Source organism: Microbacter margulisiae, from assembly GCF_014192515.1.
GTDB lineage: Bacteria > Bacteroidota > Bacteroidia > Bacteroidales > Paludibacteraceae > Microbacter > Microbacter margulisiae.
The window spans coordinates 254,151-279,375 of the sequence record NZ_JACHYB010000001.1; the positions used below are offsets into that span (position 1 = coordinate 254,151).

The 25,225-nt window shown below is 43.6% G+C and carries 20 protein-coding genes and 2 tRNA genes; 7 read left to right on the forward strand and 15 right to left on the reverse strand.

Features of this window, described 5'->3' with window-relative positions; genetic code table 11:
• Positions 1-39 precede the first annotated feature (39 nt).
• The 3 genes from mtaB (at position 40) to FHX64_RS01140 (ending at position 3,223) form a co-directional block, all read left to right on the forward strand.
• Positions 40-1,368, forward strand: a complete 1,329-nt coding sequence (gene mtaB / locus FHX64_RS01130; protein WP_183412015.1) for a tRNA (N(6)-L-threonylcarbamoyladenosine(37)-C(2))-methylthiotransferase MtaB — start codon at positions 40-42, stop codon at positions 1,366-1,368.
• Positions 1,369-1,441: 73 nt separating this feature from the next.
• On the forward strand, positions 1,442-2,572 hold the full coding sequence (gene tgt / locus FHX64_RS01135; RefSeq protein WP_183412017.1) for a tRNA guanosine(34) transglycosylase Tgt: 1,131 nt from the start codon (positions 1,442-1,444) through the stop codon (positions 2,570-2,572).
• A 153-nt stretch (positions 2,573-2,725) separates the two neighbouring features.
• On the forward strand, positions 2,726-3,223 hold the full coding sequence (locus tag FHX64_RS01140; protein ID WP_183412019.1) for a hypothetical protein: 498 nt from the start codon (positions 2,726-2,728) through the stop codon (positions 3,221-3,223).
• Positions 3,224-3,444: 221 nt separating this feature from the next.
• Here FHX64_RS01140 and FHX64_RS01145 read toward each other — a convergent pair whose 3' ends face one another.
• The 9 genes from FHX64_RS01145 to FHX64_RS01185 form a co-directional block, all read right to left on the reverse strand.
• Positions 3,445-4,731, reverse strand: coding sequence for an efflux RND transporter periplasmic adaptor subunit (locus FHX64_RS01145; protein WP_183412021.1), 1,287 nt, complete (start codon positions 4,729-4,731; stop codon positions 3,445-3,447).
• A 52-nt stretch (positions 4,732-4,783) separates the two neighbouring features.
• Positions 4,784-6,118 carry a TolC family protein gene (locus FHX64_RS01150; protein ID WP_183412023.1) on the reverse strand — a complete coding sequence of 445 codons (1,335 nt, stop codon included), beginning with the start codon at positions 6,116-6,118 and terminating at the stop codon, positions 4,784-4,786.
• Positions 6,119-6,144: 26 nt separating this feature from the next.
• A complete protein-coding gene (locus FHX64_RS01155) occupies positions 6,145-9,996 on the reverse strand; it encodes an efflux RND transporter permease subunit (protein ID WP_183412025.1) in 3,852 nt (1,283 codons plus the stop codon).
• Between the two features lie 204 nt (positions 9,997-10,200).
• Positions 10,201-10,449, reverse strand: a complete 249-nt coding sequence (locus tag FHX64_RS01160) for a heavy metal-binding domain-containing protein (RefSeq protein ID WP_183413583.1) — start codon at positions 10,447-10,449, stop codon at positions 10,201-10,203.
• A gap of 84 nt (positions 10,450-10,533) precedes the next feature.
• A complete protein-coding gene (locus FHX64_RS01165) occupies positions 10,534-13,326 on the reverse strand; it encodes a copper-transporting P-type ATPase (RefSeq protein ID WP_221202113.1) in 2,793 nt (930 codons plus the stop codon).
• A gap of 138 nt (positions 13,327-13,464) precedes the next feature.
• Positions 13,465-13,686 carry an SHOCT domain-containing protein gene (locus FHX64_RS01170; protein WP_183412027.1) on the reverse strand — a complete coding sequence of 74 codons (222 nt, stop codon included), beginning with the start codon at positions 13,684-13,686 and terminating at the stop codon, positions 13,465-13,467.
• Positions 13,687-13,828: 142 nt separating this feature from the next.
• Positions 13,829-14,389 carry a helix-turn-helix domain-containing protein gene (locus FHX64_RS01175; RefSeq protein ID WP_183412028.1) on the reverse strand — a complete coding sequence of 187 codons (561 nt, stop codon included), beginning with the start codon at positions 14,387-14,389 and terminating at the stop codon, positions 13,829-13,831.
• 222 nt (positions 14,390-14,611) lie between these two features.
• A tRNA-Val gene (locus tag FHX64_RS01180) sits at positions 14,612-14,686 on the reverse strand.
• Between the two features lie 49 nt (positions 14,687-14,735).
• A tRNA-Pro gene (locus FHX64_RS01185) sits at positions 14,736-14,811 on the reverse strand.
• A gap of 163 nt (positions 14,812-14,974) precedes the next feature.
• Between FHX64_RS01185 and tpx the strand changes: the two genes are divergently transcribed.
• Together tpx and FHX64_RS01195 are read left to right on the forward strand one after the other, a co-directional pair.
• Positions 14,975-15,475 carry a thiol peroxidase gene (gene tpx, locus FHX64_RS01190; protein ID WP_183412029.1) on the forward strand — a complete coding sequence of 167 codons (501 nt, stop codon included), beginning with the start codon at positions 14,975-14,977 and terminating at the stop codon, positions 15,473-15,475.
• A gap of 174 nt (positions 15,476-15,649) precedes the next feature.
• On the forward strand, positions 15,650-16,393 hold the full coding sequence (locus FHX64_RS01195) for a glycosyltransferase (protein ID WP_183412030.1): 744 nt from the start codon (positions 15,650-15,652) through the stop codon (positions 16,391-16,393).
• Between the two features lie 14 nt (positions 16,394-16,407).
• Here FHX64_RS01195 and FHX64_RS01200 read toward each other — a convergent pair whose 3' ends face one another.
• Positions 16,408-17,670 carry an Nramp family divalent metal transporter gene (locus FHX64_RS01200; RefSeq protein WP_183412031.1) on the reverse strand — a complete coding sequence of 421 codons (1,263 nt, stop codon included), beginning with the start codon at positions 17,668-17,670 and terminating at the stop codon, positions 16,408-16,410.
• A 125-nt stretch (positions 17,671-17,795) separates the two neighbouring features.
• On the opposite strand from FHX64_RS01200, the gene FHX64_RS01205 reads away from it, so the two are divergent.
• Both FHX64_RS01205 and FHX64_RS01210 read left to right on the forward strand, forming a co-directional pair.
• Positions 17,796-19,139 (forward strand): deoxyribodipyrimidine photo-lyase, encoded by a 1,344-nt coding sequence (locus FHX64_RS01205; RefSeq protein WP_183412032.1) that lies wholly within the window; start codon positions 17,796-17,798, stop codon positions 19,137-19,139.
• Between the two features lie 105 nt (positions 19,140-19,244).
• Positions 19,245-20,051: a GIN domain-containing protein gene (locus tag FHX64_RS01210; protein ID WP_183412033.1), complete on the forward strand. Its 807-nt coding sequence runs from the start codon at positions 19,245-19,247 to the stop codon at positions 20,049-20,051.
• A gap of 332 nt (positions 20,052-20,383) precedes the next feature.
• Here the strand turns inward: FHX64_RS01210 and FHX64_RS01215 are convergent, their stop codons facing one another.
• From FHX64_RS01215 to FHX64_RS01235, 5 genes are all read right to left on the reverse strand, one after another.
• The gene (locus FHX64_RS01215) at positions 20,384-20,839 is read right to left on the reverse strand and encodes a methylated-DNA--[protein]-cysteine S-methyltransferase (protein ID WP_183412034.1); all 456 of its coding nucleotides are present in this window, start codon (positions 20,837-20,839) and stop codon (positions 20,384-20,386) included.
• Positions 20,840-22,192 carry a dihydroorotase gene (locus tag FHX64_RS01220; protein ID WP_183412035.1) on the reverse strand — a complete coding sequence of 451 codons (1,353 nt, stop codon included), beginning with the start codon at positions 22,190-22,192 and terminating at the stop codon, positions 20,840-20,842. It abuts the gene before it with no gap.
• Between the two features lie 207 nt (positions 22,193-22,399).
• On the reverse strand, positions 22,400-23,326 hold the full coding sequence (locus FHX64_RS01225) for a TIGR01777 family oxidoreductase (RefSeq protein ID WP_183412036.1): 927 nt from the start codon (positions 23,324-23,326) through the stop codon (positions 22,400-22,402).
• A gap of 2 nt (positions 23,327-23,328) precedes the next feature.
• Positions 23,329-24,120: a flavodoxin domain-containing protein gene (locus tag FHX64_RS01230; RefSeq protein WP_183412037.1), complete on the reverse strand. Its 792-nt coding sequence runs from the start codon at positions 24,118-24,120 to the stop codon at positions 23,329-23,331.
• Positions 24,121-24,405: 285 nt separating this feature from the next.
• Entirely contained in the window at positions 24,406-25,029 is a 624-nt protein-coding gene (locus FHX64_RS01235; protein WP_183412038.1) for a hypothetical protein, read from the reverse strand.
• Positions 25,030-25,225: the final 196 nt, after the last annotated feature.

Sequence of the window (25,225 nt, forward strand, 5' to 3'; positions counted from 1 at the left end):
TAAACAGGTGTTTTATAACAATTCCGAGTTTTATTGTATATGATTGACCAATCACAGTTTTATGATAAGAAGATGGCATTCTTCACGTTAGGATGCCGGTTGAATTTTGCAGAAACGTCGACTATCGGCAGGCAACTGGCCGAAGCGGGTTTTCGAAAGGTGAAAGCAGGAGAGAAGGCTGACATTTGTGTGATTAACACATGTACGGTGACGGACCTGGCAGATAAAAAGTCGAGGCAGGCAATTCATCGCCTTATCCGACAACATCCGTCAGCTTTTATTGTGGTGACAGGATGTTATGCACAGCTTAAACCCGAAGAGGTCAGCTCGCTGGAAGGGGTTGACCTGGTGCTGGGGGCAAATGAGAAATTTGATATTTTACATTATGTTGATTCGCTTGAAAAAAGATCAACAGCTGAAATACAGCATATCGACAGTGATCAACTGCAATCTTTTTTCCCTTCTCTTTCTCACGATGACCGTACGCGTTTTTTCCTGAAGGTGCAGGATGGATGCGATTATCAATGCAGTTATTGTACGATTCCGAAGGCACGAGGCCATAGTCGTAACGGGACGATTGCCGACACGGTGGCTCTTGCCCGGAAGGCTGCGGAGGAAGGGGCGCAGGAAATTGTACTTACAGGCGTGAATATTGGAGATTTCGGCAGATCGACATCCGAATCGTTTTTTGATTTGATTCGTGCGCTGGATGAAGTGGAAGGGATTGTCAGGTACCGGATTGGCAGTGTAGAACCGAATCTTTTGACGCATGAAATCATTGCGTTTGTGGCAACATCCAAACGATTTGCTCCGCATTTTCATATTCCGCTGCAATCGGGGAGCAACCATGTGTTGGGGTTGATGCGACGAAGGTATCAGCGGGAACTTTTTGAAGAGAAAGTTCAAGAGATCAAGCGATTGCTACCCAATGCCTTTATAGGCGTGGATGTGATAGTGGGTATGAATGGAGAGACCGAAGCCGATTTTGAGGATGCTATGGAATTTATCCGGCGATTACCTGTTTCGCAGCTCCATGTTTTTACTTATTCAGAACGATTGAATACGAAGGCTTTGGAAATAGCAGATACTCTTCCACAGGCTGTCCGCAAACAACGTAGCGACCGAATGCATGCCCTTTCTGACGAGAAACTGAACATATTTTACAAGGAGAATATAGGATCCCAAGCAGTTGTGTTATGGGAAGCCAATCACAAAGGGGAGATGATGACCGGGTTCACTGAGAATTATTTGCATATTGCCGCTCCTTATGACCGGTCTAGAATAAATACATTAGAGCAGGTGATTCTGTCTGATTTCACCGAATCATTAACGGCGAATGGGTGGATTGGATTTCAGGTTACCCGTTAATAATCCGATTGCCAGATTTATGACAGAAATTATGGCATCCAATAAGCCAATACAATTATAAAAGACGAGACTAATGAAATTTGAGCTACAGCATATTGACACTAAGACGAATGCCCGTGCCGGTGTTATCACTACCGATCATGGGACGATAGAAACTCCTATTTTTATGCCTGTAGGAACGGCAGGATCGGTGAAAGCGGTGCATCAACGAGAACTGGCAGAGGATATTAAAGCCCAAATCATTCTGGGGAATACCTACCATTTGTATCTTCGTCCCGGCTTGAATATTTTGGAACAGGCAGGAGGTTTGCATCGTTTCAATGGCTGGACGAGGCCTATTTTGACCGATAGCGGTGGATTTCAGGTCTTTTCATTGTCGGAGAACCGGAAACTAAAAGAGGAAGGAGCCCATTTCCGATCACATATTGATGGGTCTAAACATCTGTTTACTCCCGAAAATGTGGTTGATATACAGCGCATTATAGGAGCAGATATTATGATGGCATTTGACGAATGTACGCCCGGAACAGCTGACTATGATTATGCCAAGAAGTCGATGGAGTTGACTCATCGCTGGCTGGAAAGAGGCCTCCGCCGGTTTTCGGATTCTGATCCTAAATATGGCTATTTGCAAGCTTTCTTCCCTATAGTACAAGGATGTGTTTATCCGGATTTGAGGAGACAGTCGGCTGAATTTATTGCTAAACAAAATCAGGCAGGGAATGCCATCGGGGGATTGGCAGTGGGTGAGCCAACTGAAAAAATGTATGAGATGATTGAGGTGGTGAATGAGATTTTGCCTAAAGACCGTCCGCGTTACCTGATGGGGGTAGGGACTCCGGCCAATATTCTGGAAGCCATAGAGCGGGGGGTTGACATGTTCGATTGTGTCATGCCTACCCGGAATGGACGTAATGGCATGATTTTTACTTCAAACGGTATTATGAACATGAAAAATGAGAAGTGGAAGTCAGATTTTTCCCCGTTGGATGCAGCAGGAACATCTTATGTAGATTCTTTTTATAGCAAAGCGTATGTGCGGCATCTGTTTGTGAGTCAGGAATTTTTGGCAATGCAGATTGCTTCGATCCACAACCTGGCTTTTTATCTGAATTTGGTGAAGGAAGCTCGACAACATATTATGGAAGGGGATTTTGCAAACTGGAAAGCCAGGATGGTGAAACAAACCATGCAACGGTTATGATAGTAATGATTAAAATGTTGCGATGAAAAGCTGATTTCTGTCTTTTTATCTTCTTTTTTATGAGATAGCGAACAAAAAGACATTAAAATGTTGTATCTTTGCGACAAATTATTCTCTGTGTTTAACATTTGAACATTTAAAAAATGCACTGCTATGAAAAATCTGATGTATTTCGTTATGGCTGCTTTTTTGGTCACGGCATGTGGCAGCAATGAACACTCAGCCCAAAAGCTGATCAAGGAACAAATGAAAAATATAGTATCGAATTATACGAATTATAAATCAATTAGTTTCGGAGGGTTGGATTCCCTGTATACCACCTATCAAAAGGATTCTACCTATGTTCAATTGATGCGTAAAGCAGATACTTACACCGCCTTAGAGAACCAGCAAACTCAAAATGCCATCATGGCTAAGACCGTGAAGGCAACCAAGGCTATTAAGACGTTGGTTGATGCTTATGCTGATTCCGCAAAAATGGCTACTACTCAGGCTAATCAGTATGCTCAAGGATTCAGAAAGTCGTTTGCCGGTTGGCAAATGAGTCACACCTTTTCAGTACAAGATGCTCAGGGAGCCGAGCAAATCCTGACGTATAAATTTTATTTTGATAAGCCCCTGAACAATCTGGTGGGGTGGGAGAAAGAGTAATCTGAGTTTACCTGGCTGTTTGTGGGTTACTCTGTCATAGTGTCCGATCTAAAAAGCGCTGTTTCGTCTTGCTTGCATTTCCTTCATCAATTCTTTTCTTTTCAGCATACTTTACAGCGCTTTTATTCTAAATCAGGACTATTTTCTTCCTTCCCCGAATATTTAATTTTATCTACACCTGTTTTATATTTTGTGTTGCAGTATGTAATGCCTTTATAGCATTACATACCGGGCATTGCTGCCATCCCAGGGGATTTCTTCGTTGATTTTATGTCTGAACTCATCATGTTGGGCTTGCCTGCCAGTTGGGCGGCGGCATCAACACTGAACGTTCCGTTGGTGACAATTGTATCTCCTTCGTTTAGACCGGCTAACACCACGTATCCATTATTGACAGAAGGGCCAAGTGTTATTTCGCGCATCACGAATGCCGGGTCAGCGGCGTCAGGAGTTTTGATGTAGACCAGAGAGCGTGTCCCCGTCCAAAGGACTGCCGACTGAGGAATAATCAGCTCATTGTTTCCTGACAAGACAGAGCGTGAATCTCCGGTAACAAACATTCCCGGTTTAAGATTATCCCCTGGATTTTCTACTTCGACCCTGACGCTGGCAGTGCGGGTGTCGGGATTGACCACCGGATCGATAAATGAGATTCTTCCCCGGAATGTTTCTCCCGGCATGGACTCTGTGGTAAACGAGATGATATCCCCAACCTTTAACCATGGCAGATCATTTTCGTAGGCATCAAACAAGACCCAGACTCTGGATAGATTTGCTATTTCGTAAAGTGGTTCTCCTGTAGATACATAATCCCCCACATTGACTTTTTTATCGAGCACGACTCCTGAGATGGGAGATATAACTTCAATATTGTTTTTGATTTGCCCGGAGGATTCGATGCGGGCAATTTGATTATCCGTCAGCTTCCACTCTTTCAGTTTTTCTTTTGCTGCCGGTAAAAGATTGGGGTAATTTTTTTGCATTTTAGCGGCTTCCAGTAGTTCTTTCTGGGCGGTAACCAGATCAGGGGAATAAATGGATGCTATGGGTTCGCCTTTCGCCACTGATTCGCCTGTGAAATTGAGGTTTAACCTTTCGATTCTCCCCGATACAAAAGCCGGTAATGTTTGTACCAATTGTTCGTCGGGGACGATTTTCCCATACAAGTGTAATTCTTTAACTGCATTTCCGCGCATCACTACCGATGTCTGGATGTTTGCCAACTGAACAGCATCCGGTGTCATAACGACGGCATTTGAATCCACCACATTTGTTACCTGACTGAGCGGTATTAGTGTCATCCCGCAAATAGGACATTTACCCGGATGATCCATCCTTATCTGGGGGTGCATGGCACATGTCCAGATTGTTTTTTGGGGATGACTTTGTGTTTGTTCCGTTTTGACCGGAGAAGGTGCCGAATGGTGAAACAGCAACCATCCCAGCACTATGCCTGCTATGACAAAAAGCGAGGTCCTAATATATGATTTTGCCAGTAGTTTTTTCATTATGCGTTTCTGTTTAGGATGTTATTTAATTCATGTATTTACTTTATTCCCGTTATTGCCCGATTGCCATCAGGTTGTCGAGCATGGCTACTGCTGTGTTTTGATCGGTTACTGCTTCTACGAGTTTCAGCCTGTAGTCGAGTAATTGCTGTTCCACCCGGAGCAACTCGTCGTAATCGGCTGTAGCATTTGAAGAGGCAAAGCTTGTTGTCAACAGGTCTGCTGTTCGTTGTGCCAGATCGATTTGCCCCTGATTGAGAGTGATACGTCTTTCCGCGTCATTTAATGCAGTTGTAGCCTGCGCATATTGCACCTGAAGTTGATTCCGGGCATTTGTTTCTGCTTCCTGTGCTGATAACTGATTGAATTTAGCTTCTTTGACCATGTGTTTGTATTTGCTTCTGTAGATTGGCAAAGTGATGCTGAACATAGGCATAACCATGTCCTGTCCGTTCATCATGGATGTGTTTCCTGCCCTTTTATCGATAATCATATAATCGAGTCCTAATCCAAGTATTGGATAGCCCATTTTTGTCACTTTGCGCTGTTGGGCGGCATATGCATTTTGTTCAGCTGTCAACATTTTCAACGTTGGATTGTTCTGATAGATATTGTCCAATCCATTGGCAAATTGCAGTGGAATCGATGCGCGGGTCAATGTGTCGGGGAGATAAACGAAAGATTTAGCGTTTCTGTTCAGGAGACTATTAAACTGAATTCTTTCTGTAGTCTGTTCGTCCTGCAACAGCGCAAGTTTGGTTGTCAGATCGCGAATGACCATTTTTACGCGAAGAACATCCACCAGATCATTCGTATTGGTATTGCCCATACCCGATGTGTTCATCTGTGAACCGTTTCCTTTTTGGGATGACATGGATGTTGCCGTTTTACCATCCGGTGCCTGGAATCCGGTTAAAGCCAGTTGCTCCAAGGAGTTCATTAGTTTGATATTATCTTCTGTTAGTGTTATTTCCTCATTGATTTTGTATAAATTGTACCACGATTTTTTGACCTGATAAACCTTTTGCAGTCCTATCTGCCTGAATGCTTCATAACGAGCCACAGCCATTTTCGATGCTTCATCTTTAGCAGCTTTTAGTGTCCCGAACCATGGGAACATTTGCATTAGCCTGACGTCTGCGCGTTCATTTCCACCGAGCAGCTGCATGGGTGAGAAAAAGTAACCAATTGTCATTTGCGGATCAGGCAAAGCGTCCATTTGGGGAACTTTTGCCAGCGCCGCCCTGTAGCTATCGTAAGCCGACTGCACCTGTGGATTCAGGATGGCTGCCTTATGAATGTAACTGGACAATGAGTCTTCGTTTGCCTGTGCATTTACGGCCCAAACAGCAAATATCCCGGAGAGTATTAAAAGAATCTTCTTCATTATCTATCTGTTTATGTCAAATCAAATTATTGTATTTCTACCTCTTCATTTGCAGAAGCATGCTTCAGGGCTTTCCTGACTTCGCCTTCCCGCCAGACACATTGCAGGATGGGGACGACAAACATGGTCATAATCTGAATCACCATGCCTCCAAACATTGGGATTGCCATTGGCACCATGATATCCGCCCCTTTTCCGGTAGAGGTGAGCACAGGAAGCAAGGCTATAATAGCGACTGCAGCAGTCATCATTGCCGGGCGTACACGTTGCTTGCCGGCAATTACCACGGCTTCGCGTACCGACTGGATGGTGTCCGGTTTTTCTCTTTCGAATACCTGATGAATGTATGTTCCCATGATAACGCCATCATTGGTAGCGATGCCAAATAAGGCAATAAACCCAACCCAGACCGCCACACTCAGGTTTATGGTGTGCATCTGAAACATGTCCCGTATGTTGATGCCTGCAACCGAGAAATCCATGAACCACGGTTGTGCGTACAACCAAAGCATGATGAATCCTCCGGCAAAGGCCACAAACACTCCTGAAAAATGGATCGAAGAGGCCGTGAATGTCTTGAACTGGAAATAGAGCAGGAGGAAGATGAGGATCAAACTGATTGGAATCACCAATGCCAACCGTTTTGTTGCCCGGATATCCTGTTCATAATTTCCTGCAAATTTGTAGGTAACATTTGGTGGTAATACAAGTTCTCCCGATTTTATTTTTGCTGCAATAAACTTCTGTGCATCTTCCACAACATTCACTTCTGCTTTGCCTTCTTTCTTGTCAAAGATGACATATCCTGTCAGGAAGGTATTTTCACTACGGATCATTTGAGGGCCTTTGGTATAAACGATATCGGCGATTTGTCCAAGAGGAATCTGGGTCCCGTTAGAGGCCGGAATAAGGATGTGCTTCAGTTGCTCCGGTGTAGACCGCAACTCACGGGCATACCTGACCCTGACAGGGAACCGTTCCCTCCCTTCAACCGTGGTTGTTAACGTCATTCCTCCCAATGCAACCTGCAAAACATTTTGGACATCGCTCACTTTCATACCGTAACGTGCCATTGCTTCCCTGTTCAGTTTAATCTCAATGTACGGAGCAGCTACTGAACGGTCGTAAAAGACAGATGAAGCTTGAATGGAAGGTACTTCTTTTAATATTTTTTCAAACTGTAATCCTGCTTTTTCTATTGATTGCAAATCCGGGCCATAGATTTTCAATCCCATCGGTGCCCGCATCCCTGTCGAAAGCATAATCAGCCGGGTTTGAATCGGTTGTAATTTTGGAGCAGAGGTAAGCCCGGGTAAATTGGCTGCTTTTACAATTTCATTCCATATGTCATTTGGGTTTTTAATTTGAGGACGCCATTGTCTGAAATATTGTCCATGACTGTCAGGAACCAGCATCCTGGTGTTGATTGGCAGATATCCAATATCTTTGGGATTATAGTGAGTTCCGTCTTTCAAAATGAAATTGCCTTTGTTGTCGGTTTTGAACCGGAGCCGGGTGCCGTCCTTTCCTAAAACATACTCTGATTTGTAGTTAATCGTATTTTCAAACATCTGAATCGGAGCCGGATCGAGTGCAGAATTGACGCGTCCCCATTTCCCAACCGCCACACTTACTTCGGGGATGGCCGAAATCCGCCTGTCCAGTTGCCTGTCATAGGCGATGCTTTGCTCAACGCCGGCATTAGGCATACTGGTCGGCATGAGCAGGAAAGAACCTTCGTCCAGTGATGGCATAAATTCCTGCCCGATTCCAGGGAAGGTTTTTACAATGGCCTTCCAGCCGGAAGTTTGTTCAAGTTTCCAGCCTATTTTGTCTACTCCTTTGGCTATAAATCCGAAAATAGAATTAAATCCCAACCAAATGAGGATTCCAAACAGCAGGGTGGAGAATGGAATGATCATGAATTTCCATTTGTGCTGCAGGCACCATCTCAAAATGAATTCGTAATTTTTCACCATTAAGGTAAATAGTGTGAGAATCAAAGCAATGGTTCCACCGACGAAAAGGAAATTGACGAATGTGGAGTTGGCTGCTCCCAATGGAAGCCATTCTATCGTTAGGTAATAGAGAATAACAAATAAGACAATACCAATGTTGATGTATCCCGGAAATTTCTTCCGGTCGGCAGGCCAACGGTTTTCAAGCAGGTTATTTAATCCAATGAGCGAGAGGGCCAGCGCAAGCCATGTTCCCCAGACAATAACAAAAAAGATGCCCGCTCCGATTAAGATCATGTTCCAGATACGTTTGACCTTTTGTTTGTTAAAACGGATGGAAAATAGCATCTGAGCCAACGTAGGCAGCACCACGATGCCAAGTACGAAAGAAGCAATCAGCGCAAAAGTTTTGGTGAATGCCAACGGATGGAATAGTTTTCCTTCGGCAGCCTGCATGGAGAATACCGGCAGGAAGCTGATCACGGTTGTGGCCAGTGCAGTGACGATAGCCGGTGAGACTTCATCCATAGCCACCAGGATAACATCGTTGATCTGGTTCTTGGAAATGTTGCTATTAGCAGGCATCTCCAAGTGCCGGATGATGTTTTCTACAAAGACAATTCCTACATCAACCATGACTCCAATGGCAATGGCAATCCCAGATAACGCCACAATGTTGGCTTCGATATTGAGCCATTTCATGACAATAAATGTCATTAATACGCCAATCGGGAGTAGTCCGGAGACAAGGATAGAAGCTCTGAGGTTCACCAACAGTACAATGATAACCAGTATACTGATGAGGATTTCATGCGTTAGCGCCGATTGAAGGGTTCCGATAGTTTCGCGAATCAATCCCGAACGGTCATAAAACGGGACAATCGTTACCCTGGAGACTGTTCCGTTTGCCAGTTTTTTAGAAGGTAATCCCGGTGATATCTCTTTAATTTTCTCTTTTACATTATTGATTACCTGCATTGGATTTGAGCCATAGCGTGCTACTACGACACCACCCGTGGCTTCGACTCCGTCTTTATCTAATCCTCCGCGGCGAGTTGCAGGCCCATATGATATATGAGCCACGTCTCCGACTCTGACAGGAATATTGTTTTTGGTTGTAATGACCGCATCTTTCAGGTCCTGAAGGTTTTTGATGTAGCCTAAACCCCGGATAATGTATTCAACCCTGTTCAGTTCAATGGTTTCCGCGCCGATATCCAGATTCGATTTGCGGACGGCGTTCATCACGTCAGTCACCGTAACCCCGTAGGCTTTCATGGCCTCCGGATCGAGATCGACCTGATATTCTTTTACGTATCCTCCGACGGATGCAACCTCGGATACGCCGTCGGCAGAAGAAAGGGCATATTTTACATAGAAATCCTGGATCGTTCTCAGTTCCTGCGGATCCCATCCTCCGGTAGGTTTTCCTGTTTTGACGTCCCTCCCTTCGAGCGTGTACCAAAATACCTGTCCCAGTGCCGTAGCATCGGGTCCCAGTTTGGGTTGCACTCCTGCCGGTAATGTTCCTGCCGGTAACGAATTAAGTTTTTCCAGAATGCGGGAACGACTCCAGTAGAAATCGATGTTGTCTTTGAAGATGATGTAAATAAAAGACATGCCAAACATGGATGTACTGCGGATGGTTTTTACCCCCGGTATTCCTAATAAAGCCGTGGTAAGCGGATAGGTAATCTGGTCATCAATATCTTTTGGAGACCTTCCAGGCCATTCGGTAGAGACGATTTGCTGGTTTTCCCCAATATCCGGTATGGCATCGACAGGAATCGGATCGTGCGGCAATACTCCTGTATTCCAGTCGAAAGGAGCGTAGACGATGCCCAATAAGATGAATGTGATAAGCAGTATTATGGTTACCACTCTGTTTTCGAGAAAAAACTTAATTATTTTGCGTAACATATATGCCGAGTAACTATTCCGGGGACCAATGATGCCGGAAGGATGTATATTATTGAGAGACGATTGCTATGCAACTGTCTTTATTGTAATTCCATTAGAAGTTCAGGGAGATTATTATCCACGCTCACAACTACTTTCAGAGACTTCTGTGGGAAGAATGAGAGTTGTGAGCCGTGGTTGCGAGTGCAAAACGAATTTGTTGGATCAGTGCTTTACCGTTTTCTTAGCCGAGACTGGAACGATTTTCTTTACCAGTGTCATTCCACATATCGGACAGCTTCCCGGTTTATCACTGACCACTTTAGGATGCATGGGACATGTGTAAATGACTTTTTCGTGTTTAACGGTTTTGGTTGTTTGTTGGTGATTTTGAACACTTCTATTGGAGGCCGTTAATGATAGTAATCCTCCGGTAGCCAATACCAATGCGGCAATTAAAAGTTTCTTTTTCATATCAAATTGTTTTAGTATGTGATGAATGAACAGGCATGTCTTATTCATTCCATATCATTTTTCTAACGAACATGCTCGTGATTGCTATTTCCTTCTCACGCGCAATGCGTTTGAAATTACGGATACCGAACTAAAACTCATGGCTGTGGCAGCCAGTATGGGACTTAGCAAGATGCCGAAGAAAGGGAAGAGAATGCCTGCGGCGACCGGTATTCCCAGCGCGTTGTAAACGAATGCAAAGAAGAGATTTTGTTTAATATTTTTCATCACCTTGTTGCTTAGATCGCGTGCCCTTACAATGCCATTCAGGTCACCTTTTACCAGCGTAATTTCAGCGCTTTGCATGGCAATGTCCGTACCCGTCCCCATTGCAATTCCAATATTTGCCTGAGCCAGGGCAGGGGCATCATTGATGCCATCGCCAGCCATTGCCACGATATGTCCTTGTCCCTGCAATTCTTTTATCTTATTGTATTTGTCATCAGGTAAGCAGTCCGCTTTGTAACCATCCAGATGAAGTTCCTGCGCAACAGCCCGGGCAGTGGCTTCATTGTCGCCAGTCAGCATATGGACCTTTATTCCCATTTTTTGCAATGACCGGATGGCTTTGGCGGAAGTCTCTTTTATTCTGTCGGAGACGCTAACAATGCCTTCTACTTGCTGGTCAATGATAAGATACATAACAGTATGTCCGGATGCCTGCAATTTATCTACTTCTTCTTTTTGTGCGTCAGTGATTGCAGCTCCGAAATTCATCATTAACCGGTGATTGCCGAGTCCGATTTTTTTATGCTTATAGTGCGCCTGTACTCCCTGTCCGGTTACGGATTCAAATTTATCGAGTTTAAGCAGTTTGATATTGTTGGTTTTTGCCCCCCTGACAATGGCTTCCGCTAGCGGATGTTCACTGTCTGCGTCAATGGAAGCGGCCAGTTGTAGGATGGCGTCATTGCTTAATTCGCCAAATGAGAGGTATTTTTGCAAGCTTGGCTTTCCTTCGGTTAAGGTGCCGGTTTTGTCCACAAGCAAGGTATCCACTTTACTCATTTCCTCCATGGCACGGGCGTCTTTTACCAATACACCTGATTGAGCTCCCCGTCCGGTACCAACCATGATGGACATGGGAGTTGCCAATCCCAATGCACAGGGGCAGGCTATAATCAGGACAGCTACTGCATTGACAAAGGCATACACAAGAGCCGGTTCAGGGCCCCATAATGTCCATGCAATGAATGTCAGGACAGAAATACTAATGACAATCTGGACGAAATATTTTGCCGCCACATCCGCCAGCCGTTGGATAGGCGCGCGTGTCAGACTTGCTTCGTTGACCATATCCACAATATGAGCCAGCAATGTATCACGTCCCACTTTTTCGGCTCTCATCTCAAAGGCAGTCTTGCCATTGATGGTGCCTCCTGTGACCTTATCCTTTACTGATTTTTCCGCAGGAATCGGTTCCCCCGTAATCATACTTTCGTCAATGATAGCTGTGCCTTCGGTGATGGCACCGTCTACAGGGATTTTTTCTCCCGGCCTTACTTTCAAAAGATCGCCGACCTGAACATTTTCAAGAGGAATCTCTTCTTCGGCTCCATTATGAATGATTCTGGCCACCGGTGGTACCAGATTCAGCAATGATCTGATAGCAGAACTGGTCTTGCTGTGTGCCCGTAATTCGAGCATTTGTCCCAATAAGACCAGCGTTAATATAAACGATGAAGCTTCGAAATAGAGATGGACATCGCCGTTCTGATCTCTGAACTGAGCCGGGAAGATGCCAGGAAACAATAACCCTGCAATGCTGAATAAATAGGCTGCACCTACACCGATTGAAATAAGCGTCCACATATTTGGTGATTTTCTTCTGACGGAGCTCCAACCCCTTTTGAAGAATTCCCGTCCGGCATAGAATACCACCGGCGTTGTCAGCAGGAAGGATATCCAGTTCCATACTTTTTCTGATGCTAATTGATGCAGATGCAGGGCGGGGATTGAGCCGGACATGGAGATTACCATTACCGGAACACTAAAGGCAAGCGCTATCCAGAATTTGGCTGCCATGCGCCGATAGGCTTTTTCTTCTTCACTTACCGGGGCTTTTTTTCCGGCTACTAACTGCATTCCACAAGTGGGGCAGGTGCCGGGATGATCCTGTTTGATATCAGGGTGCATGGGACAACTGTATATAAGCCCGGAAGATGTCATGCTTTCTTCCTTTAGCAGGTGCATTCCACAAACGGGACAGTCGCCCGAATGATCATACGTCTTATCTCCTTCACAGTGCATTGGACAATAGTATTTATCGCTGTATGCATTTCCCTGTGATGTAGCAGCAATGTGTTGATGCTGGTGTCCCATTGATTCCTTCTGCATTTGATGATGCATTGAAGTCGCTGGTTCACAGGTCACTAAATGCATTCCGCAAACGGGGCAGTTTCCGGGCTGATCATATGTTTTATCCCCTTCGCAATACATCGGACAATAGTATTTGCCTGTCTGGAGTGGATGATGCATTGCTGCAGCAGTATGCCGGTGTTGATGTACTGCCTGTGTCGGTTGTATCATATGTTTTGCGGACGCACCTTTTTCTTCCGATACCAAATGCATTCCACAAACGGGACAATTTCCGGGTTGGTCATATGTTTTGTCTCCTTCGCAATGCATCGGGCAATAATATTTTCCTAAAATCATTTTTACCTGAAAGGCTTTATGCGATGATTTATGTTCCACAGAAGGGTTTATACCTGTTTTCGTCTGGTTTTGATTTGCAGATGACACTAAATGCATTCCGCATACCGGACAATTTCCGGGCTGGTCATATGTTTTATCTCCTTCGCAATACATTGGACAATAAAACTGTTCTACCGTATTCATTCGTAAATAAATTTGAGTTTAATGGACAAATGGAATTTTTTCTCCCTTTTGGATATGTTCCCCTACGATGGGAACATGGGGATTGTGTGCATAACTGAGGGAGATATTCAGTATGGAAGTTCGTGAGCAGGTAAGCGATTACGAAATAACACGCTTCATTTCTTCGTATTCTTCTTTACTGATTTCGCCGTTTGCATAACGCTGTTTTAATATGTCAAGGCCTGATCTGTCGTCATCCTTTCGGGGCTGGTGACAATTATTCACTACTTTCATAATAGCCCACACTATTAATACCAAAACGGCAATCCCGATGATCCAACCGAAGCCAAATCCCATTCCCATTCCATGCAATCCGTACATAATATACCTCCTTTTTTATCTTACAGTAAACATTTAACATTGAATGTTAGCGATGTTCTGTCATCTGTTGTTTGATGATACAAAGATATACGGCTGTAGAAGCGAAAGCATTACACAATTTCTGAATTGTTTTACATAATCATCATATTTCATCGAGGGGTTTGCGTCTGTGTTCACCAAGCTGCTTAAAGTAGGAAGGAGTAAAGCCGGTGACTTTTTTAAACTGCCCCGAAAGGTGAGCTACGCTACTGTAACCCATTTCGAAAGCAATCTCGCTCAATGATTTTTCATCATAGACCAGGAGTTCTTTGACGCGTTCGATTTTGAGATTGATCAGATGTTTTTCAATCGTTGTTCCTTCGACGGAAGAATAGAGGGAGCTAAGATAGTTGTAGCTATGGTTGAGGTGATTGGATAAATAGTCGGAAAAACTTTCTTTTTGCTCTTCATGTGCGTTGTAAACATAATCGATGGAGCGCTTTTTTATCTGTTCGATGAGGCGGCTTTTAGCATCATTTATGATTTCAAACCCGACTTCGTTGAGTTGTTTTTGAATGTGATCCAAAGCGTTGTCATCCAGAGGTGTTTCTACCTGCACTATTCCCATTTTTACTACTGCATCGGCAATCCCGGCATCTTTAAATATTTGTGAGACGACGATTTTACATCTGTGACACACCATGTTTTTTATATAGACATCCATATAATGAGCTGCTATTACTTGCGTATTACGGTTTTATGAAAGAGTCAATTATGATTTCCGTATAAAGATAGGTTTATTGTGCAGCAGATTCCAAATTTTGCAATGATTATTGCGCTTTTTCATGATGTATTTGCAGGTTGTGAAATGGGAGAAAGGATCGTGGAAAGGAAAGGAACATAAAAAAGCGCCATGAACCAATTACTTTGTGCATGGCGCTTAATGTGAGGCATACTGGATTCGAACCAGTGACCTCTTGCCTGTCAAGCAAACGCTCTAAACCAGCTGAGCTAATACCTCTTACAGAAGACAAAATACCGCCTCATGTAAGAGACGGTTATTTAATCAGTCGGGGTGACTGGATTCGAACCAGCGACCACACGCCCCCCAGACGCGTACTCTAAACCGGACTGAGCTACACCCCGTTTTTTTGCAGCGCAAAAGTAATACTTTTTTTGGGTTCTCCCAATAGGTGAGCCAGAAACTCTTCCTCCGAGAACTATTTTTCCACAGCTATTGTTTTTGCCTTCGCGATTTTGTATATTTGTATGCGACACAAGAAATAATTAATGATTTTAATAACAACGTATGGCAACAGTATTATTCGGAGGTAATCCCACCCCACTTGCCGGGAAAGAAGTAAAAGTAGGTGACAAAGCGCCTGATTTTTCAGTAGTGGCAAAAGATTTAAGTGAGAAACATTTGAGCGATTTTGATGGTAAAATAAAAATACTTTCTATTTATCCCAGTATCGATACTTCAGTATGCGCTACCCAAAACAGAAAGTTTAATGAAGCAGCTTCATCCTTGAAAGATGATGTTGTGATTTTGTCCATTTCGATGGATTTACCTTTTGCACAAGGTCGTTTTTGTGCAGCAGAAGGTCTTGAGAAAGTGATTACGCTATCTGATCATCGTTTGGCTGATTTTGGTTTGAAATATGGTTTTTTGATTGAACCCTTACGTCTTTTGGCGCGTGGTACGGTAGTAGTCGATAAAGATAATGTGGTTCGTTATGTTGAGTACGTTCATGAAGTGACAACCGAACCCAATTACGAAGCTGCTTTATCCGTAGCTAAATCATTGTAGGTAATTCTTTTTGTTTTTCTCATAAAGGAGCGTTTTTGTGCGTGGTGCATGAAAACGCTTTTTTGTTTTTTGCCTGAAAGCTGACATTTTATGAATCAATATGCAGGAATTGATTTTTTCTTCTTATATTCGCATCCTTATTGTTTAACATTACTCACTTAAAAATTTATCATTGTGTCTGATAGCGTTGTCATTATACCGACTTATAACGAGAAAGAAAACATAGAGGCCATTATCCGAGCTGTTTATGCGTTGTCACGGCCTTTTGATATTCTGATTATCGACGATGGTTCACCTGATGGAACGGCCAACATTGTCAAGTCGTTACAGAAATCTTTTGCTAATTCGTTATTCATGCTGGAAAGGAAAGGTAAGCAGGGGCTTGGCACTGCTTATATTGCCGGTTTCCGTTGGGCTATTGAACATAAGTACGATTATATTTTCGAAATGGATGCCGACTTTTCGCACAATCCCAATGACCTGTTACGCTTGTATGAAGCGTGCACTGAAGACGGGGCGGATGTGGCAATCGGTTCCCGTTATGTGAACAATGTGGTCAATGTTATCAACTGGCCTATCGGGCGGGTGATTATGTCTTATTTTGCTTCCAGCTATGTCCGCATTGTCACGGGGCTAAAGATTTTTGACACGACAGCCGGTTTTAAATGCTATCGGCGCAAAGTGCTGGAAACTATTGAGCTGGATAAGATTCACTTTAAGGGATATGCTTTCCAGATTGAAATGAAATTCACAGCATACAAATGCGGATTCACCATTAAAGAAGTGCCTATTGTGTTTGCCAATCGTGTGCTGGGTGTCTCCAAAATGAATGGAAGCATTTTCGGTGAGGCTTTCTTTGGCGTTGTTAAGCTGAAATTAATGAGCTTCTTCCGCAAATATCCGCAAATACCCCGTTAGATTGGCACTTTGCTTCAAATCGAGGTAATCAGTAACCAAACATTCAATCCTATCACAATAGCAGCGATGATTCCGATAAGAATCATCGTTTGTTTTTTATTGGCATATTTCCCCATCACTTTCGAAGAAGATGTGAGGTAGAATTGGGCCAGTATAGTAATGGGGAGCTGGATGCTCAGAATCATTTGCGATAAGATGAGCGCATTCAACGGATTAGTTACTAATGTCAGCAGCAGTACGGCCCCCACAATGGAAATCAATACGCCTAACCTTGAATGGTTATCTTTAATATCAAACGGTTCTGCAAAAAGTCCTGTAAAGATTGATCCTCCCGCCATACCTGAGGTAACAGAGGAGGCAATGCCTGAGAAGAGCAGGGCTATGGCAAAGATATTAGAGGCGCTTTTTCCCAGAAGGGGTGAGAGCAACTGGTGTGCCTGTTGCAGTTCGCTGATTTGTTCATGATGGGTGAAGAAGATAGCGGCTGCCATGATGAACATGGCAAGATTGATGCCCCATCCTGCAACCATCGAAAACAAAGTATCGAAAAACTCATATTTGAGTAGTTTCCGAATGGAAGAATCCGTTTGTTTATGTAATTGGCGGCTCTGGATGATTTCGGAGTGGAGAAACAGATTGTGAGGCATGACTACGGCTCCCAACACACTCATGATCATCACCAGCGAACCAGTGGGAACCTGAGGAACAAAAGTATTGACGGCCACTTTGACCCATTCGATATGTACTAACGATAATTCATACACAAAAGATATACCGATGATGGATACAAAAGCAATGATCCATCTTTCGATTTTTCGGTATGAGTTAGTAAAAATAAAAAAGATGACGATGGCTGCCGACAGGATTGCACCCAGCATGATTGGAATGCCAAATAACATCTGCAACGCAATGGCGGCTCCTAACAGTTCGGCTAAAGAGGTCGACACAGAAGCTATGACAGCAGAAATGATGACCGGTTTTGAAACTTTTGCCGGCAGGTAATAATTTACCGCTTCAGAAAGGCAAAGCCCTGTGACAATGCCCAGGTGGGCTACGTTGTGTTGTAACACAATCAACATAAAGGTACTTAACGTGATGACCCATAAAAGGGTGTATCCATATTCTGCCCCACCTGCAAAGTTTGTTGCCCAGTTGCCGGGATCAATAAAGCCAACTGTAACCAGTAGCCCCGGCCCGATATATTTGAAAATCTCGAAAGCTTTTTTTGAAGGATGATGTGACTGTTTTCTCCAGTCGTTTATTTTGAAAAAATTCATGGAAGTATCGTTTTGTTTTTTGCAATATTACAATTTATAAGGTAAAAAGTCAAGAGATGCTTTGAATTTCTTATCTTTGTATTCAATTGTATTCAGCATGAACTGAAAATCACCTGTTTAACGATATGGAAGTTGATGTCAGACGTGTCATAGTGCGAAAGGATTATCCCGGGAGAAAAGGGCTGGTTGTTTATCGAATGAGCCGTGATCAGCGCGTCGATGACAACTGGGCATTGTTGTTTGCACAACAGCTTGCTGACGTGAAGAATGAAGGCCTTGCTGTGGTTTTTACCCTCGTACCCCATTATCCAAACGCCAACAGACGCCATTTTGACTTTATGATCAGAGGCTTGAAGCAGGTGGAAAAGCATCTTGCGGCGAAAAATATTCCTTTTTTCCTGTTGATGGATGAACAGCCGATGAGCGCTTTTGCTGATTTTATCAGGGAATATGATGTTTCTGCTGTGGTTTCCGACTTTGATCCGTTGCGGCATAAACAGGCCTGGAATAAAATGATTGACACTATTGATGCCATTGCCCATTATGAAGTGGATGCGCATAATATCGTGCCCTGTCATTTTGTTTCCCGGAAGGTTGAGTTTGGCGCTTATACGTTGCGCCCGAAAATTAAACGTCTTTTGCCTGATTTCCTGACTGAGTTCCCCGAACTTCATCCCCAGACAGTTCAAATGAAGGCTCATCCGATAGATTGGGTGGGGATTAAAACAATGCTATCCCATTCCGAAAACGTGGAGCCGGTTAATTGGTTGCAATCAGGCGAAGAAGCAGCCAAAACGGTCTTGGATCAGTTTATTGCAACAAAGTTATCCCATTATGATGAACAACGGAATCATCCTGAAGCTGATGGGCAGTCTCATCTTTCTCCATATCTTCATTTTGGACAGATCGCTGCGCAAAGGGTAGCATTGGAGATTATCAGGAATGCACCGCCCGGTGGACAGGAAGCTTTTTTAGAAGAGTTGATTGTTCGACGCGAACTGGCAGATAACTTCTGTTATTATAATCCTTTATATGATCAGACTGGTGGATTTCCGGAATGGGCCAAAAAAGATATGGAGCTTCACCGGAATGATGTGCGGCTTTATTTGTATACCCGCGAAGAGCTTGAAAACGGAGAGACACATGACCCGCTATGGAATGCAGCTCAGCGGGAACTTACGGTAAGAGGCAAGATGCATGGTTACCTGCGCATGTATTGGGCAAAAAAGCTGTTAGAATGGACGGCTTCGCCGGAAGAGGCATTGCAACATGCCATTTATCTGAATGATAAGTATTCCCTTGATGGACGCGATCCGAATGGTTATGCTGGTATCGCATGGAGTATTGGCGGTGTGCATGACAGAGCCTGGTTTCCAAGGCCTGTTTTTGGTAAGATTCGATATATGAGTCTGTCGGGATGCTTTGCGAAATTCGATGTAGATCAATATATCAGAGAGCATTCCAAATAATCTTTTTGTATTTGCCGATTTTTTTTGCGTGTTTGTCATCCAAAGCAGATGCCGGATACGTCTAATAAGAAACCTTTATCCATTCACTTTCTAAAACAGATGCTTATGAAATCTTTAATTCGTGCAAGCCAGTTGGTTCGCCTTTTTTTCATCATGTCCATAGGACTGATGCTGCTTTCGTGTAGTTTTATCAATGGACATACTATTGCCGGTTCGGGGAATGTTGTGAAGCAAGATCGTCAGGTAGCTTCCTTTCATCAGTTGAAAACATCTATTCCCCTCAATATTGTTCTGATTCCTTCTAATCAGTATCGCGTTGTGGTAGAGATTGATGATAATCTGCAGCCGTATATCGCAGTGGCTAACGAAGGTTCATTGCTGGATATTTCAATGACGAAACACGTTAACTTTTCCTGGAGAGTCAAAGGTCAGGTGTTTGTCTATGTGGATTCGTTGACCGCATTGTACAATCATTCCGTTGGTAACATAACCATGTTGGACACTCTGCATGTTCCTTCGTTTAAGCTTGAGAATCACGCTGTAGGCAAGACTACGCTGAATATCGATGCCAAGTCGGTTATTATAAAAAACCATTCTGTCGGGAACACGCAACTTGCTATAATGGCTGATTCATTGTTGTTGGAAGATCATGCTGTTGGTGAGACGGAGTTAACAGGAATATGCAATGATGCTGTTCTTCAAAATCATAGTGTGGGAAATTTTGATGCGCGGCAGTTTATCTGTCAGACGATGCATCTTACCAATAGTGCTGTTGGAAACACCAAAGTTACTGCAGAAAAAGCGTTTTATATCTCAAATTCCGGCGTGGGTGGTCTTACGCTGTATGGCAAGGGGAATATTGTGTCTTTGCATGATAGTGGCCTTTCAAAAACGCGCCGTGCAGACAACTAAATAATTGAATAACCAATTCAATTGACAATTGACAGTTGACAATTGTCAATTGTCAATGAAAATCTGAAGATGTGAAGATGTGAAGTTAAAGAAGATACAGGAAGTTATAAACCTCAAGCTTTCAAGCCTTCAATCTCTTTAAAGTATGCCTACTCTTCATGTAGCAGATTTAAAGTCCCCTTTAGGGGATTTAGGGGTAAATATATGAAGTTACGGGAAGAACCAACAGATTTCTTCTTGATTCTTGGCTCTTGATTCTTGGTTCTCGTCTTTACACCTTCAACTTTCAACCGTAGTTCTCTTTTGGCCTTAGCCTTTAGATTCCTGGTTCTTTAAAGGCATCCTTCTTGAAACAGCAAACCGTGTTTTATCTCGAAGCCTCCACTATAGCCCCCAAAGAATCCCGATGTTTCGATCACCCGATGACACGGAACGACAATAGGGAAGGGGTTATGGCGGTTGGCATTGCCCACTGCACGGAAGGCTTTCGGATGCCCGATTTGTTCTGCAATCTTTTTATAAGTGGACGTTTCCCCGTAAGGTATGGTTTGCAATGCCTCCCACACTTTTTGTTGAAAAGCGGTTCCTGTTTTGCGCAAAGGCAGTGAGAAGGTTTTACGTTTGCCGAGAAAATAGGCTATAAGTTGTTTAATGGCTTCATTGACGGCTGCATCTTTGGCGCCTCTGGCCGGTACTTTTTCTTCAGAAAAAGAGATTGATACAATTTCGTTGGCTTCTCCCCGGACTACAATCCATCCGACTGGAGAACAAAAACATCTGGTTGTCATTTATTTTACGTTAAATAACAACGCCTGTCCGTTTCGTTGGTCATGGACGGCGCCGTTTTCAAATTTTATTTTTCCATTGACAAAGGTATGGGTTATCCGTGCATGAAGCTGTGTGCCGGCAAAAGGCGACCATCTGCATTTCGAGAGGGTGGTTTCGTCACTGATGGTCCAGGGATTATTTGGATCAACCAGCACCATATCGGCATAGAAACCTTTGCGGATATATCCGCGGCGATGAATCCGGAACAAAGTTGCCGGCGCATAGCACATCTTTTCAAGTACTTTTTCAATGCTCACCTGGCCGTTGCGTACCAGTTCCAGCATTACCGGAAGGGCATACTGCACAGAAGGGATGCCCGAAGGGACATTGAAATAGCTTCCTTGTTTTTCATCCAACAGATGCGGGGCATGATCGGTGGCGATCGTGTCTATCTTGTTACTGGCTAACGCCTGAAGCAATGCTTTCCTGTCGTTTTCAGATTTAATGGCCGGATTCGATTTGAGTCGTGCTCCCAAACGATCGTAATCGCGTTGGTCAAACCATAAATAAGGGACACAGGTTTCGGCAGTGATCTGTTTTTCTGCCAATGGTTTCGATCCGTCGAAAAGCGCCAGTTCATTTGCTGTGCTGACATGCGCTATGTGCAGCCGCGACCGGTGGCGCATGGCCATTTCGACCAATGCAGATGTTGCTTTGTAGCATGCTTCGACCGAACGAATCATCGGATGATAGCTAAAGGGCAGTTCTTCCCCGAATTGTTCCCGGTAAGAAGCCATGTTGCGTTGAATCACTGCATCATCTTCGGCGTGTACTACGAGCAAATGGTTGGATGAGGTCATCAGTTTTTGCACTACTTCCTTATTAACCATCATATTGCCTGTCGTGGAACCGTAATAGATCTTGATTCCCGCAAAACGTTGATTGTCGGCTTGTATTAACTCATTCAGGTTGTCGGGGGTAGCTCCCAGAAAGAAGCCAAAGTTGGTCCATGCCTTTTCAGATGCTGTTTTCCGTTTTTCTTCCAGAGCGGCTATGCTTGTGGTAGGAGGAATCGTGTTTGGCATGTCGATAAACGAAGTAACTCCGCCTGCTAAAGCGGCTTTCGATTCAGACTCAATGTCTCCTTTATGGGTTAAACCGGGATCACGGAAGTGGACATGGGAATCGATAACTCCAGGCAAAAGCCATAGATCGGAAGCGTCGATTACCTGATTTTTTTCTAAAACTGTGGGGGGGACTTCTCCTTTGAAAATTTCTGCAATAAATTCTCCTTCAATGCGTAAGGAACCTCTAAATGTGCTTTTCTCAGTAAATATTTTTGCATTGTATATGATGATACCCTGCTTGTCCATTGCTTAATTGTTTGTAGTCAGTTTTTATGGTTAAAAAAATAGTGTCAATAACAGATGCATGCAAAGCTTATTATGTATTGTTTGCGATGGTAAACGCCACAAAAATACAAAAAACTTCCATGTTGGTATCGTCTTCCGGTAAAAAATGTTTTTGCTGAAACAGAAAAGAAATGAAAACTTTTTTGAAAAGTTACGGTAGCATATAAGTTAACGGCGAAACAGGTCCGGTAGTGCGGTGTCGAGTGTTTTAAACTGAAGGAAACAGTTTTCCGCCTCCAGTCGTTTGGGAATGGCATAGCAACCTGTCAGCAACACTTCCGGATTACGTTTCATACATGTACGCGCCACGCCTGAAGCGATAAAAGAAGGTACAGGTGGTAGCCATGGCCGGTGGAACAGCTTGCGCAATGTTTTCATAAATAGTTTATTTGATGTGGGATTGGGTGAGGTTGCATTGTATATTCCCTGCATTTGGGACTTATAGAGTGTACACCGGAGTATTTGCATCAGGTCATTGATATGTATCCAGCTAATTCCCTGTTTGCCCGAACCGACAGTGGTTCCTAAAAAAGATCTTGTCAGCTTTACCAGCAAGGGTAGGGCACCGCCATCTTTAGCAAGCACTACTCCCAGTCGTAAAATGATTTTCCGTGTTTGTGGCAGATCGGCCTGCATGAAAGTTTGTTCCCATTGATTGCATACATCGGCCATAAATCCTTTGCCAACGGGCGATTGTTCGGTACATGTATTCACTGTGTTACCATAAAATCCAACTGCACTCATCTGTACGAACAGCGGAGGAGGATTTGTACAACGAGACATGGCCTTTGTCAATGCTTTTACTGACGCTATCCGGCTTTGCATGATCTCTTTCCGGTTTGTTTCGGTAGGAGGCGCCTGTATATTGTGTCCTGTGAAGTTGAATATACCGACTGCACCGTCCAGCAGATGATGCCATCCGTCAACATTCTTTGCATCCCAGTGGACATAGCGGACGGCATGTTCATAACGGCTTTCTCCGCGGGTGAGTACAATGATATGATAACCGATTTGTGCAAAATATTCAGTTGCATGCTTTCCAATGAATCCGGTTCCTCCTGCCAGTATCAGTGTTGGCTTTGGTTTTTCCTGCATAATTAGGTGTCTTCAGTGCTCTGGTTAAATTCGTCCACTATTTTTGAGGCATCTTTTACATCATGTCTGGCCACAATGACGCCAATGGCTCCTGCTCCACCGGGAGCGGCAATCCAGGGTGCTACTGTTCCCAGGTTCTCGTTATTCAGGAAGGCTTCTATTCCTGCATCATTTAAAAGGCTTTTGACCATTCCGCAATCCCACATCGAACCGCTGTACACTTCCACGGCCACATCATCATCTTCCGTTTCAACCGTTTGGGATTTCTTTGTTTCTGTAACTTCGTCATTGATATCGATATCGGGAAGGAAAAGATGGGAACGCAATTGGGAGACAAACCTTTTTACCGTATGGTCATTGATCATGGAGACCGAATTGCTGACTTTGGCAATGCGCTTCACAAGCCAGCGTTCCACAATGTTCATTTTCTCAAAGATAAACTCTCCTCCCATAAAGCTTTTGGTTACACTGTCCTCCTGCAATTCAGTGGGAAAAGCATTTGCCAGTTCGGCTTTCTGTTTGATTTCATCCGTTTCCATACCACAGATGAAAAGACCTATCACTTTTTCTTTCAGTGCAGACGAGTTATTGCGACAGAAGGCATCCATCACGGGTTGAATCTTACCGGCATAGATAGAACTCCCCAGGATGATGTAATCAAATGACTTAATATCGGGATGTTCTTTCTTGATATTAATAGCATTTCCATCTTGTGGCGACAGGCCTGCTACTATCTGTTTGGCTATTTTTTCTGTTGTTCCGTGTTTGGACGCATACAAGACTGCAATTCTCATGTTTTATAGTTGTTTAAATGACAACGGGTTATACCAACCGGTTGTTTTATACTTCTTTTCAATATTAGTTGCCTAACGTTAATACAATAATAAGCATAGTTTTTCGATTTTGTATCGGCAATGAATAATTTTTGATAATCCTCCTGAAATGGATCAAAAAAAGGGATGAAGAGAATAGTGCCAGCACTGTGATTCGTATGATTTCATTGTTTTTCATCACATCCTTACAAATCATCATCTCCATCATGCAATCATCTCCATCACAATGCTGGCAGTTTCCCAGCCTTATCTCGGCATAAATGATACCGGTTCGCTGACCATTCCCCAGCCATGCCTGTTACCTCCCGTTACCCGGATGTAGATTTCCTCTCCCCTGGTAAGATTCGCGATTTCTAAATTGTTCAACGAGACATAATCAAGGGTGGTTGTCCAACTCTTGGGATCATTAGAGGTCGTAGTGGTTTCCACCCTGTAACGGTCGGCATCGTTCAATGGCTCCATATATATCTTAGCGCTGCAAGCCACCTCGCCGTCTTCCACCCGTTTAATCAGGGCTTTGCCCGGAATACCATGCGCAACAGGCTCGTTACTGCAGTCGAAGCCCGAAAGCAGGATAATGGTTTTATCCCCATTGGCTACTTTATTGGTATAATTGAGCAGCAACTTCAGCATGGCAAATACCACATTGGTCTGATCCAGTATGATCTGGTTTTTAATTTTACTCCCGTCTTTTTCGGCTATGTTTGTGTTAAGCTTTCCCCGTTCCGTGTTAAACTCTTCCAGTGTGGGGTCGGGAGTAGGAAATACGGTTTTGTTGGCAGCCATGCTGGCGGCTACTCTTTCACTCAATTCTGCTACTGCCATAGGTTTCTTGCTTGTAATGTGCAAAACGGCATTGTTTGTTTTCATGTGTTTTATTTTTAGAATTTTTGTCCGGCAAAACTATTTAATTCAATGGCCTAATGCAAGTTTTTTAGGGACAACTTTGTTCGATATTATAATATCAAACAAAGTTGTATCAAAAAAGGGGGTTTGAAGGTCAATTTTAACATTTAACCCTTTTCCGGACTCCTTTCTTTGTATCATTTTTTACAGTGATGTATCA

Bases quoted from the DNA above. Each gene is read 5' to 3' on its own strand.
- FHX64_RS01155 (WP_183412025.1), bottom strand. From the start codon at position 9,996: ATGTTACGCAAAATAATTAAGTTTTTTCTCGAAAACAGAGTGGTAACC.
- FHX64_RS01160 (WP_183413583.1), bottom strand. From the start codon at position 10,449: ATGAAAAAGAAACTTTTAATTGCCGCATTGGTATTGGCTACCGGAGGA.
- FHX64_RS01235 (WP_183412038.1), bottom strand. From the start codon at position 25,029: ATGAAAACAAACAATGCCGTTTTGCACATTACAAGCAAGAAACCTATG.
- mtaB (WP_183412015.1), top strand. From the start codon at position 40: ATGATTGACCAATCACAGTTTTATGATAAGAAGATGGCATTCTTCACG.
- FHX64_RS01225 (WP_183412036.1), bottom strand. From the start codon at position 23,326: ATGCAGGAAAAACCAAAGCCAACACTGATACTGGCAGGAGGAACCGGA.
- tpx (WP_183412029.1), top strand. From the start codon at position 14,975: ATGGCAACAGTATTATTCGGAGGTAATCCCACCCCACTTGCCGGGAAA.
- tgt (WP_183412017.1), top strand. From the start codon at position 1,442: ATGAAATTTGAGCTACAGCATATTGACACTAAGACGAATGCCCGTGCC.
- FHX64_RS01165 (WP_221202113.1), bottom strand. From the start codon at position 13,326: ATGAATACGGTAGAACAGTTTTATTGTCCAATGTATTGCGAAGGAGAT.
- FHX64_RS01170 (WP_183412027.1), bottom strand. From the start codon at position 13,686: ATGTACGGATTGCATGGAATGGGAATGGGATTTGGCTTCGGTTGGATC.
- FHX64_RS01230 (WP_183412037.1), bottom strand. From the start codon at position 24,120: ATGAGAATTGCAGTCTTGTATGCGTCCAAACACGGAACAACAGAAAAA.
- FHX64_RS01145 (WP_183412021.1), bottom strand. From the start codon at position 4,731: ATGAAAAAACTACTGGCAAAATCATATATTAGGACCTCGCTTTTTGTC.
- FHX64_RS01210 (WP_183412033.1), top strand. From the start codon at position 19,245: ATGAAATCTTTAATTCGTGCAAGCCAGTTGGTTCGCCTTTTTTTCATC.
- FHX64_RS01200 (WP_183412031.1), bottom strand. From the start codon at position 17,670: ATGAATTTTTTCAAAATAAACGACTGGAGAAAACAGTCACATCATCCT.
- FHX64_RS01215 (WP_183412034.1), bottom strand. From the start codon at position 20,839: ATGACAACCAGATGTTTTTGTTCTCCAGTCGGATGGATTGTAGTCCGG.
- FHX64_RS01150 (WP_183412023.1), bottom strand. From the start codon at position 6,118: ATGAAGAAGATTCTTTTAATACTCTCCGGGATATTTGCTGTTTGGGCC.
- FHX64_RS01220 (WP_183412035.1), bottom strand. From the start codon at position 22,192: ATGGACAAGCAGGGTATCATCATATACAATGCAAAAATATTTACTGAG.
- FHX64_RS01140 (WP_183412019.1), top strand. From the start codon at position 2,726: ATGAAAAATCTGATGTATTTCGTTATGGCTGCTTTTTTGGTCACGGCA.
- FHX64_RS01175 (WP_183412028.1), bottom strand. From the start codon at position 14,389: ATGGATGTCTATATAAAAAACATGGTGTGTCACAGATGTAAAATCGTC.
- FHX64_RS01205 (WP_183412032.1), top strand. From the start codon at position 17,796: ATGGAAGTTGATGTCAGACGTGTCATAGTGCGAAAGGATTATCCCGGG.